The 14,209-nt window shown below is 65.5% G+C and carries 26 protein-coding genes; all 26 read right to left on the bottom strand.

The window, feature by feature from the left end; genetic code table 11:
- Nucleotides 1-84: 84 nt before the first annotated feature.
- Nucleotides 85-552, bottom strand: a complete 468-nt coding sequence (rplQ, locus tag IF09_RS0121870; RefSeq protein WP_030298228.1) for a 50S ribosomal protein L17 — start codon at nt 550-552, stop codon at nt 85-87.
- An 84-nt stretch (nt 553-636) separates the two neighbouring features.
- On the bottom strand, nt 637-1,659 hold the full coding sequence (locus IF09_RS0121865; protein ID WP_007265920.1) for a DNA-directed RNA polymerase subunit alpha: 1,023 nt from the start codon (nt 1,657-1,659) through the stop codon (nt 637-639).
- Between the two features lie 140 nt (nt 1,660-1,799).
- The gene (gene rpsK, locus IF09_RS0121860) at nt 1,800-2,204 is read right to left on the bottom strand and encodes a 30S ribosomal protein S11 (RefSeq protein ID WP_003956432.1); all 405 of its coding nucleotides are present in this window, start codon (nt 2,202-2,204) and stop codon (nt 1,800-1,802) included.
- 54 nt (nt 2,205-2,258) lie between these two features.
- The gene (rpsM, locus tag IF09_RS0121855) at nt 2,259-2,639 is read right to left on the bottom strand and encodes a 30S ribosomal protein S13 (RefSeq protein WP_007265919.1); all 381 of its coding nucleotides are present in this window, start codon (nt 2,637-2,639) and stop codon (nt 2,259-2,261) included.
- A gap of 199 nt (nt 2,640-2,838) precedes the next feature.
- Entirely contained in the window at nt 2,839-2,952 is a 114-nt protein-coding gene (gene rpmJ / locus IF09_RS0121850) for a 50S ribosomal protein L36 (protein WP_003956441.1), read from the bottom strand.
- Nucleotides 2,953-3,025: 73 nt separating this feature from the next.
- The gene (gene infA / locus IF09_RS0121845; RefSeq protein WP_003956442.1) at nt 3,026-3,247 is read right to left on the bottom strand and encodes a translation initiation factor IF-1; all 222 of its coding nucleotides are present in this window, start codon (nt 3,245-3,247) and stop codon (nt 3,026-3,028) included.
- A gap of 140 nt (nt 3,248-3,387) precedes the next feature.
- Nucleotides 3,388-4,224, bottom strand: a complete 837-nt coding sequence (gene map, locus IF09_RS0121840; protein ID WP_030298227.1) for a type I methionyl aminopeptidase — start codon at nt 4,222-4,224, stop codon at nt 3,388-3,390.
- A 110-nt stretch (nt 4,225-4,334) separates the two neighbouring features.
- Nucleotides 4,335-4,982: an adenylate kinase gene (locus IF09_RS0121835; RefSeq protein WP_030298220.1), complete on the bottom strand. Its 648-nt coding sequence runs from the start codon at nt 4,980-4,982 to the stop codon at nt 4,335-4,337.
- The gene (gene secY / locus IF09_RS0121830; RefSeq protein WP_030298219.1) at nt 4,982-6,295 is read right to left on the bottom strand and encodes a preprotein translocase subunit SecY; all 1,314 of its coding nucleotides are present in this window, start codon (nt 6,293-6,295) and stop codon (nt 4,982-4,984) included. Before secY ends, IF09_RS0121835 begins: the two co-directional genes overlap by 1 nt.
- 187 nt (nt 6,296-6,482) lie before the next feature.
- Nucleotides 6,483-6,938, bottom strand: a complete 456-nt coding sequence (rplO, locus tag IF09_RS0121825) for a 50S ribosomal protein L15 (protein WP_030154704.1) — start codon at nt 6,936-6,938, stop codon at nt 6,483-6,485.
- Between the two features lies 1 nt (nt 6,939).
- Nucleotides 6,940-7,122 (bottom strand): 50S ribosomal protein L30, encoded by a 183-nt coding sequence (gene rpmD, locus IF09_RS0121820; protein WP_005313525.1) that lies wholly within the window; start codon nt 7,120-7,122, stop codon nt 6,940-6,942.
- Nucleotides 7,122-7,727: a 30S ribosomal protein S5 gene (gene rpsE, locus IF09_RS0121815; RefSeq protein ID WP_030298218.1), complete on the bottom strand. Its 606-nt coding sequence runs from the start codon at nt 7,725-7,727 to the stop codon at nt 7,122-7,124. The genes rpmD and rpsE overlap by 1 nt, the downstream gene beginning before the upstream one ends.
- A 45-nt stretch (nt 7,728-7,772) precedes the next feature.
- Nucleotides 7,773-8,156 carry a 50S ribosomal protein L18 gene (gene rplR, locus IF09_RS0121810; protein WP_030026334.1) on the bottom strand — a complete coding sequence of 128 codons (384 nt, stop codon included), beginning with the start codon at nt 8,154-8,156 and terminating at the stop codon, nt 7,773-7,775.
- 2 nt (nt 8,157-8,158) lie between these two features.
- On the bottom strand, nt 8,159-8,698 hold the full coding sequence (gene rplF, locus IF09_RS0121805; protein ID WP_030298217.1) for a 50S ribosomal protein L6: 540 nt from the start codon (nt 8,696-8,698) through the stop codon (nt 8,159-8,161).
- Nucleotides 8,699-8,718: 20 nt separating this feature from the next.
- Nucleotides 8,719-9,117 (bottom strand): 30S ribosomal protein S8, encoded by a 399-nt coding sequence (gene rpsH, locus IF09_RS0121800; protein WP_007265911.1) that lies wholly within the window; start codon nt 9,115-9,117, stop codon nt 8,719-8,721.
- Between the two features lie 223 nt (nt 9,118-9,340).
- Nucleotides 9,341-9,526 (bottom strand): type Z 30S ribosomal protein S14, encoded by a 186-nt coding sequence (locus tag IF09_RS0121795; protein WP_003956452.1) that lies wholly within the window; start codon nt 9,524-9,526, stop codon nt 9,341-9,343.
- A gap of 5 nt (nt 9,527-9,531) precedes the next feature.
- Entirely contained in the window at nt 9,532-10,083 is a 552-nt protein-coding gene (rplE, locus tag IF09_RS0121790; protein WP_030298216.1) for a 50S ribosomal protein L5, read from the bottom strand.
- Nucleotides 10,083-10,406: a 50S ribosomal protein L24 gene (gene rplX / locus IF09_RS0121785; protein WP_030298215.1), complete on the bottom strand. Its 324-nt coding sequence runs from the start codon at nt 10,404-10,406 to the stop codon at nt 10,083-10,085. Before rplX ends, rplE begins: the two co-directional genes overlap by 1 nt.
- A gap of 2 nt (nt 10,407-10,408) precedes the next feature.
- Nucleotides 10,409-10,777, bottom strand: coding sequence for a 50S ribosomal protein L14 (gene rplN, locus IF09_RS0121780; protein ID WP_003956455.1), 369 nt, complete (start codon nt 10,775-10,777; stop codon nt 10,409-10,411).
- Between the two features lie 107 nt (nt 10,778-10,884).
- Complete coding sequence (gene rpsQ / locus IF09_RS0121775) at nt 10,885-11,166, bottom strand: 30S ribosomal protein S17 (protein WP_030026328.1); 282 nt, start codon at nt 11,164-11,166, stop codon at nt 10,885-10,887.
- Nucleotides 11,166-11,390 carry a 50S ribosomal protein L29 gene (gene rpmC / locus IF09_RS0121770; RefSeq protein WP_008739703.1) on the bottom strand — a complete coding sequence of 75 codons (225 nt, stop codon included), beginning with the start codon at nt 11,388-11,390 and terminating at the stop codon, nt 11,166-11,168. Before rpmC ends, rpsQ begins: the two co-directional genes overlap by 1 nt.
- Nucleotides 11,390-11,809, bottom strand: a complete 420-nt coding sequence (gene rplP / locus IF09_RS0121765) for a 50S ribosomal protein L16 (protein ID WP_030026326.1) — start codon at nt 11,807-11,809, stop codon at nt 11,390-11,392. The genes rpmC and rplP overlap by 1 nt, the downstream gene beginning before the upstream one ends.
- 5 nt (nt 11,810-11,814) lie before the next feature.
- A complete protein-coding gene (rpsC, locus tag IF09_RS0121760) occupies nt 11,815-12,654 on the bottom strand; it encodes a 30S ribosomal protein S3 (RefSeq protein WP_007265905.1) in 840 nt (279 codons plus the stop codon).
- Entirely contained in the window at nt 12,654-13,001 is a 348-nt protein-coding gene (gene rplV / locus IF09_RS0121755) for a 50S ribosomal protein L22 (protein ID WP_007265904.1), read from the bottom strand. The genes rpsC and rplV overlap by 1 nt, the downstream gene beginning before the upstream one ends.
- A gap of 43 nt (nt 13,002-13,044) precedes the next feature.
- On the bottom strand, nt 13,045-13,326 hold the full coding sequence (gene rpsS / locus IF09_RS0121750; protein WP_030154697.1) for a 30S ribosomal protein S19: 282 nt from the start codon (nt 13,324-13,326) through the stop codon (nt 13,045-13,047).
- A 12-nt stretch (nt 13,327-13,338) separates the two neighbouring features.
- Nucleotides 13,339-14,175, bottom strand: coding sequence for a 50S ribosomal protein L2 (gene rplB / locus IF09_RS0121745; RefSeq protein ID WP_030298213.1), 837 nt, complete (start codon nt 14,173-14,175; stop codon nt 13,339-13,341).
- Nucleotides 14,176-14,209 lie beyond the last annotated feature (34 nt).

Below are 14,209 nucleotides of genomic sequence, written 5' to 3'. Positions count from 1 at the left end.
AGCTCGGAAACGCAGAACGGGCCCGCCCCGGGAAGGGGCGGGCCCGTTCAGAGCCGATCAAGCAAGCTCGATCCCGAAGCGGGATCAGGCCTCCTTGGTCTCCTCGGCGGCGGGAGCCTCGGCCACGGCCTCGGCGTCCTTCGCGGCGCGCTTGGTGGCGGCCTCGGCCTCACCAGTGGCCTGCTGGGCGACCGTAAGGGCCTCGACCAGCTCGATCACGGCCATCGGGGCGTTGTCGCCACGACGGTTGCCGATCTTGGTGATGCGCGTGTAACCACCGGGGCGGTTCTCGTAGCGCGGGGCGATCTCGGTGAACAGCGTGTGCACGATGCTCTTGTCCGTGATCGTCTGCAGCACCAGGCGACGGTTGTGGATGTCGCCCTTCTTGGCCTTGGTGACCAGACGCTCGGCGTAGGGACGCAGGCGGCGGGCCTTGGCCTCGGTGGTGGTGATGCGGCCGTGCTCGAAGAGCGCCTTCGCGAGGTTCGCGAGAAGGTGCTTCTCGTGCGCGGCGGAGCCGCCCAGACGGGCACCCTTTGCGGGACGCGGCATGGTGTTACTCCTTCATATCTGCACCGGCCGTGTCAGGTACCGGTGTCAGTTCCCCCGGGGCGGCTGCCCCGGGAAAGTCTTTTCTTAGTACTGCTCGGTCTCGACGAAACCGGCGTCCGCGTCGTCGTCGGCGCCGAAGGCGTCGGCAGCGGCGGTCGGGTCGAATCCGGGCGGGCTGTCCTTGAGGGCCAGGCCCATGCCGGCCAGCTTCGCCTTGACCTCGTCGATCGACTTCGCACCGAAGTTGCGGATGTCGAGCAGGTCGGCCTCGGAGCGGGCGACGAGCTCACCCACGGAGTGGATGCCCTCGCGCTTGAGGCAGTTGTACGACCGAACGGTGAGCTCGAGCTCCTCGATCGGCAGCGCCAGGTCGGCGGCCAGGGCAGCGTCCGTCGGGGACGGGCCCATGTCGATGCCCTCGGCGTCGATGTTGAGCTCGCGGGCCAGACCGAACAGCTCGACCAGGGTCTTGCCGGCGGACGCCATGGCGTCGCGCGGGCGCATGGCCTGCTTGGTCTCGACGTCGACGATGAGCTTGTCGAAGTCGGTGCGCTGCTCGACTCGGGTCGCCTCGACCTTGTAGGTGACCTTGAGGACCGGGCTGTAGATGGAGTCGACCGGGATACGGCCGATCTCCTGGCCCAGCTGCTTGTTCTGGACGGCGGAGACGTAGCCGCGACCGCGCTCGACGGTCAGCTCCATCTCCAGCTTGCCCTTGCCGTTGAGCGTGGCGAGGACCAGGTCCGGGTTGTGCACCTCGACACCGGCCGGGGGCGCGATGTCGGCAGCGGTGACCAGGCCGGGACCCTGCTTGCGCAGGTACATCACGACCGGCTCGTCGTGCTCCGAGGAGACGACCAGCTGCTTGATGTTGAGGATGATGTCGGTGACGTCTTCCTTGACACCGGGCACGGTGGTGAACTCGTGCAGGACGCCGTCCACGCGGATGCTGGTGACTGCGGCACCCGGGATCGAGGACAGGAGCGTGCGGCGCAGAGAGTTGCCGAGGGTGTAGCCGAAGCCCGGCTCGAGCGGCTCGATCACGAACCGCGAGCGGTACTCGTCGACGACCTCTTCGGTCAGCGAAGGACGCTGAGCGATAAGCATGTCTGTGTTCCTTCAGTCGTGGACGCCCACTATTTGACGCCCGACATGTACTGCTGGGTACTGCAAGGGTACGGGCGGCACGGCCCCCGAAGGGGTCGTACCGCCCGGACACTCAAAGACGCACGGGTGCGTCCGCTGCGTCAGACGCGGCGGCGCTTCGGCGGGCGGCAGCCGTTGTGCGGGGTGGGGGTGACGTCCTGGATCGAGCCGACCTCGAGGCCGGTGGCCTGGAGGGAGCGGATCGCGGTCTCACGGCCGGAGCCGGGACCCTTGACGAAGACGTCGACCTTGCGCATGCCGTGCTCCTGCGCGCGGCGGGCGGCCGACTCGGCGGCCATCTGCGCGGCGAAGGGGGTGGACTTGCGCGAGCCCTTGAAGCCGACGTGGCCGGCGGAGGCCCAGGAGATCACGTTGCCCGAGGGGTCCGTGATCGAGACGATCGTGTTGTTGAACGTGCTCTTGATGTGGGCGTGCCCGTGAGCGACGTTCTTCTTTTCCTTGCGGCGCACCTTCTTGGCAGCGCCCTGACGACCCTTGGGGGGCATCTAAATCTCCTACGGGAGGTGGTCGGTCCTACAGCGCAAGACCGCTGAACAGGACTACTTCTTGCCCGGCTTCTTCTTACCGGCGATCGCGCGACGCGGGCCCTTGCGGGTACGCGCGTTCGTGCTGGTGCGCTGACCGTGCACCGGCAGGCCACGACGGTGGCGGATGCCCTGGTAGCACTGGATCTCGATCTTGCGGCGGATGTCGCCCTGGATCTCGCGGCGGAGGTCACCCTCGGTACGGAGGTTGGCGTCCACGTACTCGCGGATCTTGACGAGGTCCTCTTCGGCCAGGTCACGAACGCGGGTGTTCGGGTTCACGCCGGTGGAGGCGAGGATCTCCTTGGACCGGGTGCGCCCGATACCGAAGACGTAGGTGAGTGCGATCTCCACACGCTTTTCGCGCGGGATGTCAACACCGGAAACGCGTGCCATTCAATGGCTCCTGTGTGTTCGGGGGTCTTCCGCAGAACCACTCCCGACCGCCGACCGCCCCTGATGGGTGGTGGTACGTCCGGGTCCCCGGCCCCCGCCGGAGGTGCCGCCGGCCCTTCTCAGGGCTGGGCGGGTTCTGCGTATGTACGTTTTCTTACGTCGCGCGAAGAACTGCGTAGTGCAGGTCGGTCGGCGTGCGTCAGCCCTGGCGCTGCTTGTGGCGCAGGTTGTCGCAGATGACCATGACCCGACCGTGACGGCGGATCACCTTGCACTTGTCGCAGATCTTCTTGACGCTCGGCTTGACCTTCATGTTGGTGAGGTTCTCCGGGTCAGTGCCACCACCCGCACCGGGACGTGCGCCCAGGCAGGAGTGAGGACAAGATCTACTTGTATCGGTAGACGATCCGGCCACGCGTCAGGTCGTACGGAGACAGCTCCACAACGACCCGGTCATCCGGGAGGATGCGGATGTAGTGCATACGCATCTTGCCGCTGATGTGCGCGAGGACCTTGTGACCGTTCTGCAGTTCCACCTTGAACATCGCGTTCGGGAGGGACTCGATCACGGTGCCCTCGATCTCGATGGCACCTTGCTTCTTGGCCACGCTTCGCCCTTCGAATCGGCTACCTTGATCAGCTCCCTGCCTCACATGCGGACATGCGGGTGCAAAGGAGCCGACGAGTCAGTCTACGTCAGGGCACCGAGAAAGACGAATCCGGAAAGTTTGCCCCACAGACTAGATCATTAACCGAGCGGGTCCGGCGCCGTCGTCACGCCGTACTCCGCAAGCTTCGCCTTGCCGCAGTCCGGGCTGGTCAGGACGATGGGGCCGGCCTCCGTCAGGGCGATGGAGTGCTCCCAGTGCGAGGACCAGGTGCCGTCCGTCGTGATGACCGTCCAGTCGTCCGCCAGGACCTCCGTCTGGGGGGTGCCCAGGGAAACCATCGGCTCGATCGCCAGGCAGACGCCCGGGACCAGCTTGATGCCCTTGCCCCGCTTGCGCGAGACGTAGTTCAGCAGGTGCGGGTCCATGTGCATCTCGGACCCGATGCCGTGGCCGCCGTAGTCCTCGATGATCCCGTACTTGCCGGTCGCGGGACGCGGCTGGCGGCGGATGTAGCCCTCGATCGCCTTCGAGATGTCCACGAGGCGGTTGCCGAGCTTCATCGCGGCGATGCCGGCCCACATGGACTCCTCGGTCACCCGGGAGAGCTCGACGAGCTCCGGAGCATGACCGGTGCCCACGAAGGCCGTGTACGCGGCGTCGCCGTGCCAGCCGTCGACGATCGCGCCGGCGTCGATCGAGATGATGTCGCCGTCCTTCAGGACCGTCTTGTCGTCCGGGATGCCGTGGACGACGACCTCGTTCACCGAGGTGCAGATCGTCGCGGGGAAGCCGCCGTAGCCGAGGAAGTTCGACTTGGCCCCGGCATCCGCGATGACCTTGCGGGCCACCATGTCCAGATCCCGCGTCGTGGCGCCCGGCACGGCCGCCTCACGGGTCGCCGCGTGGATCGCGGCGACGACCAGCCCTGCCTCGCGCATCTTCGCGATCTGCTCGGGGGTCTTGATCTGGACCATGGGTAGTGCCTTCCACCTTCGGACTTCGGATCTACGTTGTTCAGGTCGTCTCAACAGTAAGGCCGCGGGGTCCTGGGGACACCGCGGCCGTACTGCTCACTGCAGGGGTACTACTTCTTGAGCGCGTCCATCGCGCGCTGCGTGACGTCCGCGACCTCACCGAGGGCCGGGATGGTCACCAGCAGGCCCTGGGCCTTGTAGTAGTCGATGATCGGCTCGGTCTGCGTGTGGTAGACCTCGAGCCGGTTGCGGACCGTGGCCTCGGAGTCGTCGTCACGCTGGTAGAGCTCGCCACCGCAGGCGTCGCAGACGCCCTCGGTCTTCGGTGCGGCGTACACGACGTGGAAGACGTGCGCAGAGTCGTTGCGGCAGATCCGGCGGCCGGCGATGCGCTTGACCACCTCGTCCTCCTCGACCTCGAGGTCGAGGACGGCGTCGAGCTTCATGCTCGCCGTCTGCAGCATCTCGTCCAGCGCCTCGGCCTGCGAGACGTTGCGCGGGAAGCCGTCCAGCAGGAAGCCGTTCACGGCGTCCGGCTGCTCCATCCGGTCCTTGGCCATGCCGATGGTGATCTCGTCGGGGACGAGGTCACCGGCGTCCATGAACGCCTTCGCGCGCTGGCCCAGCTCGGTGTTCTGGCTGATGTTGGCGCGGAAGAGGTCGCCCGTGGAGATGTGCGGGATCGACAGGTTCTTCGCAAGGAACGCAGCCTGCGTTCCCTTGCCCGCACCGGGCGGTCCGACGAGGACGATTCGCATCAGCGGAGGAACCCTTCGTAATTGCGCTGCTGGAGCTGGCTCTCGATCTGCTTCACGGTTTCCAGACCCACACCCACGATGATGAGGATGCTCGTCCCGCCGAACGGGAAGTTCTGGTTCGCTCCGAAGCCGGCCAACGCCATCGTCGGCACAAGAGCGATGAGACCCAGGTACAGCGACCCCGGCCAGGTGATCCGGTTGAGCACGTAGCTCAGGTACTCGGCGGTGGGTCGACCGGCACGGATACCCGGGATGAACCCACCATACTTCTTCATGTTGTCTGCAACTTCCTCGGGGTTGAACGAAATCGCCACGTAGAAGAACGCGAAGAAGACGATCAGGAGGAAGTAGGCGGCGATGTAGTACGGGTGGTCGCCCTTGACGAAGTGCTTCTGGATCCAGGTGGCCCAGCCGGCGGTCGACCCGCTGAACTGAACGATCAGCGCCGGGATGTACAGCAGCGACGAGGCGAAGATGACCGGGATGACACCGGCCTGGTTCACCTTGAGCGGGATGTACGTGGAGGTGCCCCCGTACGCACGGCGGCCGATCATGCGCTTCGCGTACTGGACCGGAATCCGTCGCTGCGCCTGCTCGACGAAGACCACCAGGGCGACCATCGCGAGGCCGACGAGGATGACGACACCGAACTCGACCCAGCCGTCGGCGATCTTGCCCTGGAGCTTGATCTGCCAGAGGGCGCCGATGAAGCCGGCGGCGATCGAGATGAACATGAGGATCGACATGCCGTTGCCGATGCCGCGGTCGGTGACGAGCTCACCGAGCCACATGACGACGCAGGTACCGGCGGTCATGGTGACCACCATGACGATCGTGGTGAAGATCGACCGGTTCGGGACGATCTGGCTGGCGACCTGGCAGCCCTGGAACAGGGCACCAGTGCGGGCAGTGGCTACGAGGCCGGTGCCCTGCAGGATCGCGAGTGCGACCGTCAGATAGCGCGTGTACTGAGTGATCTTCGCGGTGCCGGACTGACCCTCTTTTTTGAGGTTCTCCAGCTTCGGGATGACCACGGTCAGCAGCTGCAGGATGATGCTCGCCGTGATGTACGGCATGATGCCGAGCGCGAAGATCGTGATCTGCAGCAGCGCACCGCCGCTGAACATGTTGACGAGACCGAAGAGGCTGTTGCTGCTTCCGGCCTGGTCGACACAGATCTGAACGTTCTTGTAGCTCACGCCGGGTACCGGGATGTGGGACCCGAGCCGGAACAGCACGATGATGCCGAGCGTGAAGAGCAGCTTCTTGCGCAGGTCGGGCGTCTTGAACGCCCGGGCGAACGCGGTGAGCACGGTGCCTCCTGCGACCCCCGCGCTACTGCGTCAGAGGTGACGGTCTGAGGGATCGGTGAATACGTACAAGCAAAGGTGCAGGCCACCTTACCGGCGACTGCGCCCCCCGTGGAACGACCAACCGGGGATGCCCCATATGTGAGGCATCCCCGGTCGGGTTTCTAGCTATTTGTCACAAGAGTTCGTCTTAGACGAGCTCGGTGACGGTGCCGCCGGCAGCGGCAATCTTCTCCTTGGCGGAGGCGGAGACGGCGTCAACCGAAACCGTCAGCGCCACGGAGATCTCGCCCTGGCCCAGGACCTTGACGAGGCTGTTCTTGCGAACCGCGCCCTTGGCGACCAGGTCGGCCACCGTGACCTCTCCACCCTCGGGGTAGAGAGCGCCGAGCTTGTCCAGGTTGACCACCTGGAACTCGGTGCGGAACGGGTTCTTGAAGCCCTTGAGCTTCGGCAGGCGCATGTGGAGGGGCATCTGCCCACCCTCGAAGCGCTGCGGGATCTGGTAACGGGCCTTCTGGCCCTTCGTACCACGACCGGCCGTCTTACCCTTCGACGCCTCACCACGACCGACACGGGTCTTCGCGGTCTTGGCGCCGGGGGCGGGACGGAGGTTGTGGGCCTTCAGCGGGCTGTTCTCAGCCATGTTAGTCAACCTCCTCAACCGTCACGAGGTGGCGGACGGTGTGAACCATTCCGCGGAACTCGGGGCGGTCCTCCTTGACGACCACGTCGTTCAGGCGCTTGAGCCCGAGCGAACGCAGCGTGTCGCGGTGGTTCTGCTTGCTGCCGATGTACGACTTCGTCTGCGTGATCTTGAGGCGGGCCATTACGCAGCACCCGCCCCGGCACGCGCACGGAGCAGAGCCGCGGGGGCGACGTCCTCGAGGGGCAGACCACGGCGAGCCGCGATCTCCTCGGGACGCTGCAGGCCCTTGAGCGCTGCCACGGTCGCGTGCACGATGTTGATCGCGTTCGACGAGCCGAGCGACTTCGACAGGATGTCGTGAACGCCGGCGCACTCCAGAACGGCGCGCACCGGGCCACCGGCGATAACACCGGTACCGGGGGAAGCCGGCTTCAGCAGCACGACGCCCGCGGCACGCTCGCCCGTGATCGGGTGAGGGATGGTGCCCTGGATGCGCGGAACCTTGAAGAAGTTCTTCTTGGCTTCCTCGACACCCTTGGCGATGGCCGCGGGAACTTCCTTGGCCTTGCCGTAACCGACACCTACAGTGCCGTCACCGTCGCCCACCACGACCAGCGCGGTGAAGCTGAAGCGGCGACCACCCTTGACAACCTTGGCGACGCGGTTGATCGCGACAACGCGCTCAACGTAAGCGGTCTTCTCGGCGGCAGGGCCACCGTCGCGACCCTTCCGGTCCCGCCGCTCGCCGCCACCGGCACCGCTTCCGCGGCGCTGGGGTCCAGCCATTGGATTACCTCTCTCTGTTACGTCCGTGAGTCCCGGAACCGGGGCTTAGAACTTCAGCCCGGCTTCGCGGGCGGCGTCAGCCAGAGCGGCAATGCGCCCGGCGTATCGGTTGCCACCGCGGTCGAACACGACGGTCTCGACACCCGCGGCCTTGGCACGCTCGGCGACGAGCGCGCCGACAGCCTGGGCCTGGGCGCTCTTGTCGCCTTCGCCACCGCGGATCGAAGCGTCCAGGGTCGACGCGGACGCCAGGGTGTGACCCTGGAGGTCGTCGATGACCTGAGCAACGATGTTGCGGTTGGAACGCGTCACGACGAGGCGCGGACGCTCCGCCGTACCCGAGACGTTCTTGCGGATGCGGATGTGGCGGCGAGCCTTGGCAGCGCGCTTGTACGCGTCGCCCTTGGCGATCTTCACACCGTATGCCATGGCTACTTACCAGCCTTTCCGACCTTGCGGCGGATGACTTCGCCGGCGTACTTGACACCCTTGGCCTTGTACGGGTCGGGCTTCCGCAGCTTGCGGATGTTGGCGGCGACCTCGCCGACCTTCTGCTTGTCGATGCCCTCGACCGTGAACTTGGTGGGCGACTCGACCTTGAAGGAGATGCCCTCGGGCGCCTCGATCAGGATCGGGTGGCTGTAACCAAGCTGGAACTCCAGAGCGGAGCCCTTCGCGGCGACGCGGTAACCGACACCGCTGATCTCGAGAGCCTTGACGTATCCCGTGGTCACGCCGGTGATCATGTTCGCCACCAGCGTGCGGGACAGGCCGTGCAGGGCCTTGTTCTGACGCTCGTCGTTGGGGCGGGTGACGTTCAGAACGCCGTCCTCACCCTTGACGATCTCGATCGGCGCGGCGACGGTGTGCGAGAGGAGACCCTTGGGGCCCTTCACCGCGACCGTGCGGCCATCGATGGTGACGTCCACACCGGCGGGAACCTGGATGGGGAGCTTGCCGATTCGCGACATTGCTTTTCCTCCGTTCCCGACTACCAGACGTAGGCGAGGACTTCCCCACCTACGCCCTTCTTGCCTGCCTGCTGGCCGGTGAGGAGACCGTGGGACGTGGAGATGATCGCCACGCCCAGGCCGCCGAGCACCTTCGGCAGGTTGGTGGACTTCGCGTACACGCGCAGACCGGGCTTCGAGATCCGCTTGATGCCCGCGATGGAGCGCTCACGGTTCGGCCCGAACTTCAGCTCGAGGACGAGGTTCTTGCCGACCTCGGCGTCCTCGACCTTCCAGCCGGTGATGAAACCCTCCTGCTTGAGGATCTCTGCGATGTGCGACTTGATCTTGCTGTGCGGCATCACGACGGTGTCGTGGTACGCCGAGTTAGCGTTACGCAGACGCGTGAGCATGTCTGCGATCGGGTCAGTCATGGTCATGAAGTGGCCTTCGGCCTCTCTCGCCGGGGTTTCCTGTATGCGCCATCCCTCTCCCCACTCAGTGGCGGGACGGGTGCGGTGCGGGGACCTACGGCGTAGTAAGTCGTTATGGACGGCGGACGCCCAACCCCACAAGCCTACGGCATGCGGAGCAGGGCACCCACCGACCAGATGCTTACCGAGAGTCTCTGGAACTTCCCAAGTCCTTGCGGACGGAAGGGAATTACCAGGAGCTCTTGGTCACGCCCGGCAGCTCGCCACGGTGAGCCATCTCACGAAGGCAGACGCGGCACAGGCCGAACTTGCGGTACACGGAGTGGGGGCGACCGCAGCGCTGGCAGCGGGTGTACGCACGCACACCGAACTTGGGCTTGCGGGCAGCCTTCGCGATGAGAGCCTTCTTCGCCATCTCGCTTACGCCTCCTTGAAGGGGAAGCCGAGGTGACGAAGGAGGGCACGGCCCTCGTCGTCGTTGGTCGCCGTGGTGACCACGGTGATGTCCATACCCCGGGTACGGTCGATCTTGTCCTGGTCGATCTCGTGGAACATGACCTGCTCCGTGAGACCGAAGGTGTAGTTGCCACGGCCGTCGAACTGCTTCGGCGACAGACCACGGAAGTCACGGATACGCGGCAGCGCGAGCGACAGCGTACGGTCCAGGAACTCCCACATGCGGTCACCACGGAGGGTGACGTGGCAGCCGATCGGCTGACCCTCACGCAGCTTGAACTGCGCGATGGACTTGCGGGCCTTCGTGACGGCCGGCTTCTGACCGGTGATCGTCGTCAGGTCGCGGATGGCGCCGTCGATCAGCTTGGAGTCGCGGGCGGCGTCGCCCACACCCATGTTGACCACGATCTTCACGAGACCGGGGATCTGCATGACGTTCTCGTACGAGAACTCCTCACGCAGCTTGCCCGCGATGTCCTCGCGGTACTTCGTCTTGAGACGCGGAGTGGTAGCCATCAGATGTCCTCACCCGTCCGCTTGGCAACGCGGATCTTGTTGCCCTCGTCGTCGAAGCGGAAACCGACGCGGGTAACGACCTTCTGGCCGTCCTTCTCCACAACCAGCTGAACGTTGCTGACGTGGATCGGAGCCTCGGTGATCACAATGCCACCGGCCTGCGAACCACCAGCGGTCTGACCGGCCTTGGTGTGCTTCTTGACCCGGTTGACACCCTCGACGAGGACACGGTTCTCAGTGGGCATGGCCTGAATGACCTTGCCCTGCTTGCCCTTGTCCTTACCGGTGATGACCTGGACCAGGTCGCCCTTCTTGATCTTCATGCTTACAGCACCTCCGGCGCGAGCGAGATGATCTTCATGAACTTCTTCTCGCGCAGCTCACGGCCCACGGGGCCGAAGATACGGGTGCCGCGAGGGTCGCCGTCGTTCTTGAGAATGACAGCGGCGTTCTCGTCGAAGCGGATGTACGAGCCGTCCTGGCGGCGGCGCTCCTTGACGGTGCGAACGATGACCGCCTTGACGACGTCACCCTTCTTCACGTTGCCACCGGGGATCGCGTCCTTGACGGTGGCGACGATGACGTCACCGATGCCCGCGTAGCGGCGACCGGAACCACCGAGAACACGGATGCAAAGGATCTCCTTGGCACCAGTGTTGTCGGCGACACGCAGTCGCGACTCCTGCTGGATCACGTCTATCTCCTGATTTGTCTGCCGGTTCCCGGCGGGGGTCCGCTGAACGAACAGCGGAACCCCCACCGAGCCTGGCGGAACTGACCTGAGGGAAACCCCTCAGGTGATTACTTGGCCTTCTCGAGGATCTCGACGATGCGCCAGCGCTTGCTCGCCGACAGCGGACGCGTCTCCATGATGAGGACGCGGTCGCCGACGCCGGCAGCGTTCTGCTCGTCGTGAGCCTTGAGCTTGTTCGTACGGCGGATGACCTTGCCGTACAGCGCGTGCTTCACGCGGTCCTCGACGGCGACGACGACGGTCTTGTCCATCTTGTCGCTGACGACGAGACCCTCACGGGTCTTGCGGAAACCGCGCTCGTTCGTCTCAGTCACGTTCTTCTCGCTCATCAGGCGCTCTCCACCGTCTCGATACCGAGCTCACGCTCGTGCATCAGGGTGTAGATGCGAGCGATGTCCTTACGGACGGACTTGAGCCGGCCGTTGTTCTCCAGCTGACCCGTGGCCGCCTGGAAGCGGAGCTTGAACAGCTCCTCCTTGGCCTCGCGCAGCTTGCCAACGAGCTCCTCGTTGCCGAGCTCACGCAGCTCGGACGCCTTGGTTCCCGTCGCCATCACGACTCACCTGCCTCGCGCCGAACAATCCGGCACTTCATCGGAAGCTTGTGAGCAGCGCGGGTGAGCGCCTCACGAGCAATCTTCTCGTTCGGGTAGGACAGCTCGAACATGACCCGGCCCGGGTGCACGTTCGCGATCCACCACTCGGGAGAACCCTTACCGGAACCCATGCGGGTCTCGGCCGGCTTCTTCGTCAGCGGACGGTCCGGGTAGATGTTGATCCAGACCTTGCCGCCACGCTTGATGTGGCGGGTCATCGCGATACGAGCCGCCTCGATCTGGCGGTTCGTCACGTAGGCGGGGGTGAGCGCCTGGATGCCGTACTCGCCGAACGAGACCTCAGTACCGCCCTTGGCCATACCGCGGCGCTTCGGGTGGTGCTGCTTGCGGTGCTTGACCCTACGAGGGATCAGCATGTCGGTCAGGCCTCCGTTCCGGTGCTCTCGGCCGGAGCGGCGGCGGGAGCGTCGGCCTTGGGGGCCTCGGCACCAGCAGCCTGCTGCGGCTTGCGGCCACCACGGCCGCCGCGCTCGCCACCACGGCCACCACGGCCGGCGGGACGGTCGCCAGCGCCTGCACCACGGGCCGGGCGGTTACCCGCACGGGCCGCAGCGTTCTCGGCGCGAACCTCGGCGATGTTCTTGACGTCGCCCTTGTAGATCCAGACCTTCACACCGATACGGCCGAAGGTGGTCTTGGCCTCGAAGAAGCCGTAGTCCACGTTCGCGCGCAGCGTGTGCAGCGGCACACGACCCTCGCGGTAGAACTCGGAGCGGGACATCTCGGCGCCGCCGAGACGGCCGCCACACTGGATCTTGATGCCCTTGGCGCCGGCCTTCATCGTGCCCTGCATGCTCTTGCGCATGGCACGACGGAAGGAGACGCGGGAGGAGAGCTGCTCGGCAACGGCCTGGGCAACCAGCTGAGCGTCGAGCTCGGGGTTCTTGACCTCGAGGATGTTCAGCTGGACCTGCTTGCCCGTGAGCTTCTCGAGGTCACCGCGGATGCGGTCGGCCTCGGCGCCACGGCGGCCGATGACGATGCCCGGACGAGCGGTGTGGATGTCCACACGCACGCGGTCACGGGTGCGCTCGATCTCAACCTTCGAGATGCCGGCGCGCTCCATGCCGGACGTCATCATCCGACGGATGGCGACGTCTTCCTTGACGTAGTCCTTGTACAGCTTGTCGGCGTACCAACGCGACTTGAAGTCGGTGGTGATGCCGAGCCGGAACCCGTGCGGGTTTACCTTCTGGCCCATTACCGGGAACCTTCCTTGCTGCTGACGACCACGGTGATGTGGCTGGTCCGCTTGCGGATCCGGTAGGCACGGCCCTGGGCACGCGGACGGAACCGCTTCAGGGTCGGGCCCTCGTCCACGTACGCCTCGCTGATGACCAGCGTGGAGGCGTCCGGGTGGTTGTAGTTGTGTGCGGCGTTGGCAATGGCGCTGTCCAGCACCTTGCCGACCGGCACGCTCGCGGCCTGCGGGGCGAAACGCAGGACCGCCTGAGCCTCCGTGGCATCCATGCCACGGATAAGGTCCACCACGCGGCGGGCCTTCATGGGCGTGACGCGGATGTACCGCGCCTGGGCCCTGGCTTCCATGGTTGTCCCTTCGGTGTAAGTCATAGTCGTTACCACCCCGCCTTTAGCGGCGCTTCGACTTCCGGTCGTCCTTGACGTGGCCGCGGAAGGTGCGAGTCGGCGAGAACTCGCCGAGCTTGTGGCCGACCATCGACTCGGTGACGAACACCGGGACGTGGGTCTTGCCGTTGTGCACCGCGATGGTGTGACCCAGCATGGCCGGGATGATCATCGAGCGACGGGACCAGGTCTTGATGACGTTCTTGGTACCAGCTTCGTTCTGAGCGTCCACCTTCTTCACGAGGTGTCCGTCGACGAAGGGTCCCTTCTTGAGACTGCGCGGCATCTAAACCCGCTCCTAGCGCTTCTTGTTCGTCTTGCGGCGGCGGACGATGTACTTGCTCGAAGCCTTCTTCGGCGAGCGAGTACGACCCTCCTTCTGACCCCACGGGGAGACCGGGTGGCGACCACCACTGGTCTTGCCCTCACCACCACCGTGCGGGTGGTCAACCGGGTTCATCGCGACACCGCGGACGGACGGGCGAACGCCCTTCCAGCGCATGCGGCCGGCCTTGCCCCAGTTGATGTTCGACTGCTCGGCGTTGCCGACCTCGCCGACCGTCGCGCGGCAGCGCGCGTCGACCAGGCGGATCTCACCGGACGGCATACGAAGGTGGGCCATCGTGCCCTCCTTCGCCAGCAGCTGCACGGAGGCACCCGCGGAACGGGCGAACTTGGCGCCACCACCGGGACGGAGCTCGATCGCGTGGATCGTGGTACCGACCGGGATGTTGCGGAGGGCCAGGTTGTTGCCCGGCTTGATGTCGGCCGTGGGGCCGTTCTCAATCCGGTCGCCCTGGCTCAGACCGCGAGGAGCGATGATGTAGCGCTTCTCGCCGTCCGCGTAGTGCAGGAGCGCGATGCGCGCAGTGCGGTTGGGGTCGTACTCGATGTGCGCGACCTTGGCCGGCACGCCGTCCTTGTCGTGACGACGGAAGTCGATCACGCGGTAGGCGCGCTTGTGTCCACCACCCTGGTGGCGAACGGTGATCCGACCGGTGTTGTTACGGCCGCCCTTGCTGTGCAGCGGGCGAACCAGCGACTTCTCCGGCGTGGACCGCGTGATCTCGACAAAGTCGGCGACGCTGGAGCCACGACGGCCCGGGGTCGTCGGCTTGTACTTGCGGATACCCATTTCTCAGTCCTCGTCCGATTCCGGACGACTAGAC

This window comes from Streptomyces katrae (assembly GCF_000717655.1).
Taxonomy (GTDB): Bacteria; Actinomycetota; Actinomycetes; order Streptomycetales; family Streptomycetaceae; genus Streptomyces; species Streptomyces katrae_B.
The sequence above is the reverse complement of the archived record's forward strand: the minus strand, read 5'-3'. Positions and strand labels throughout refer to the sequence as shown.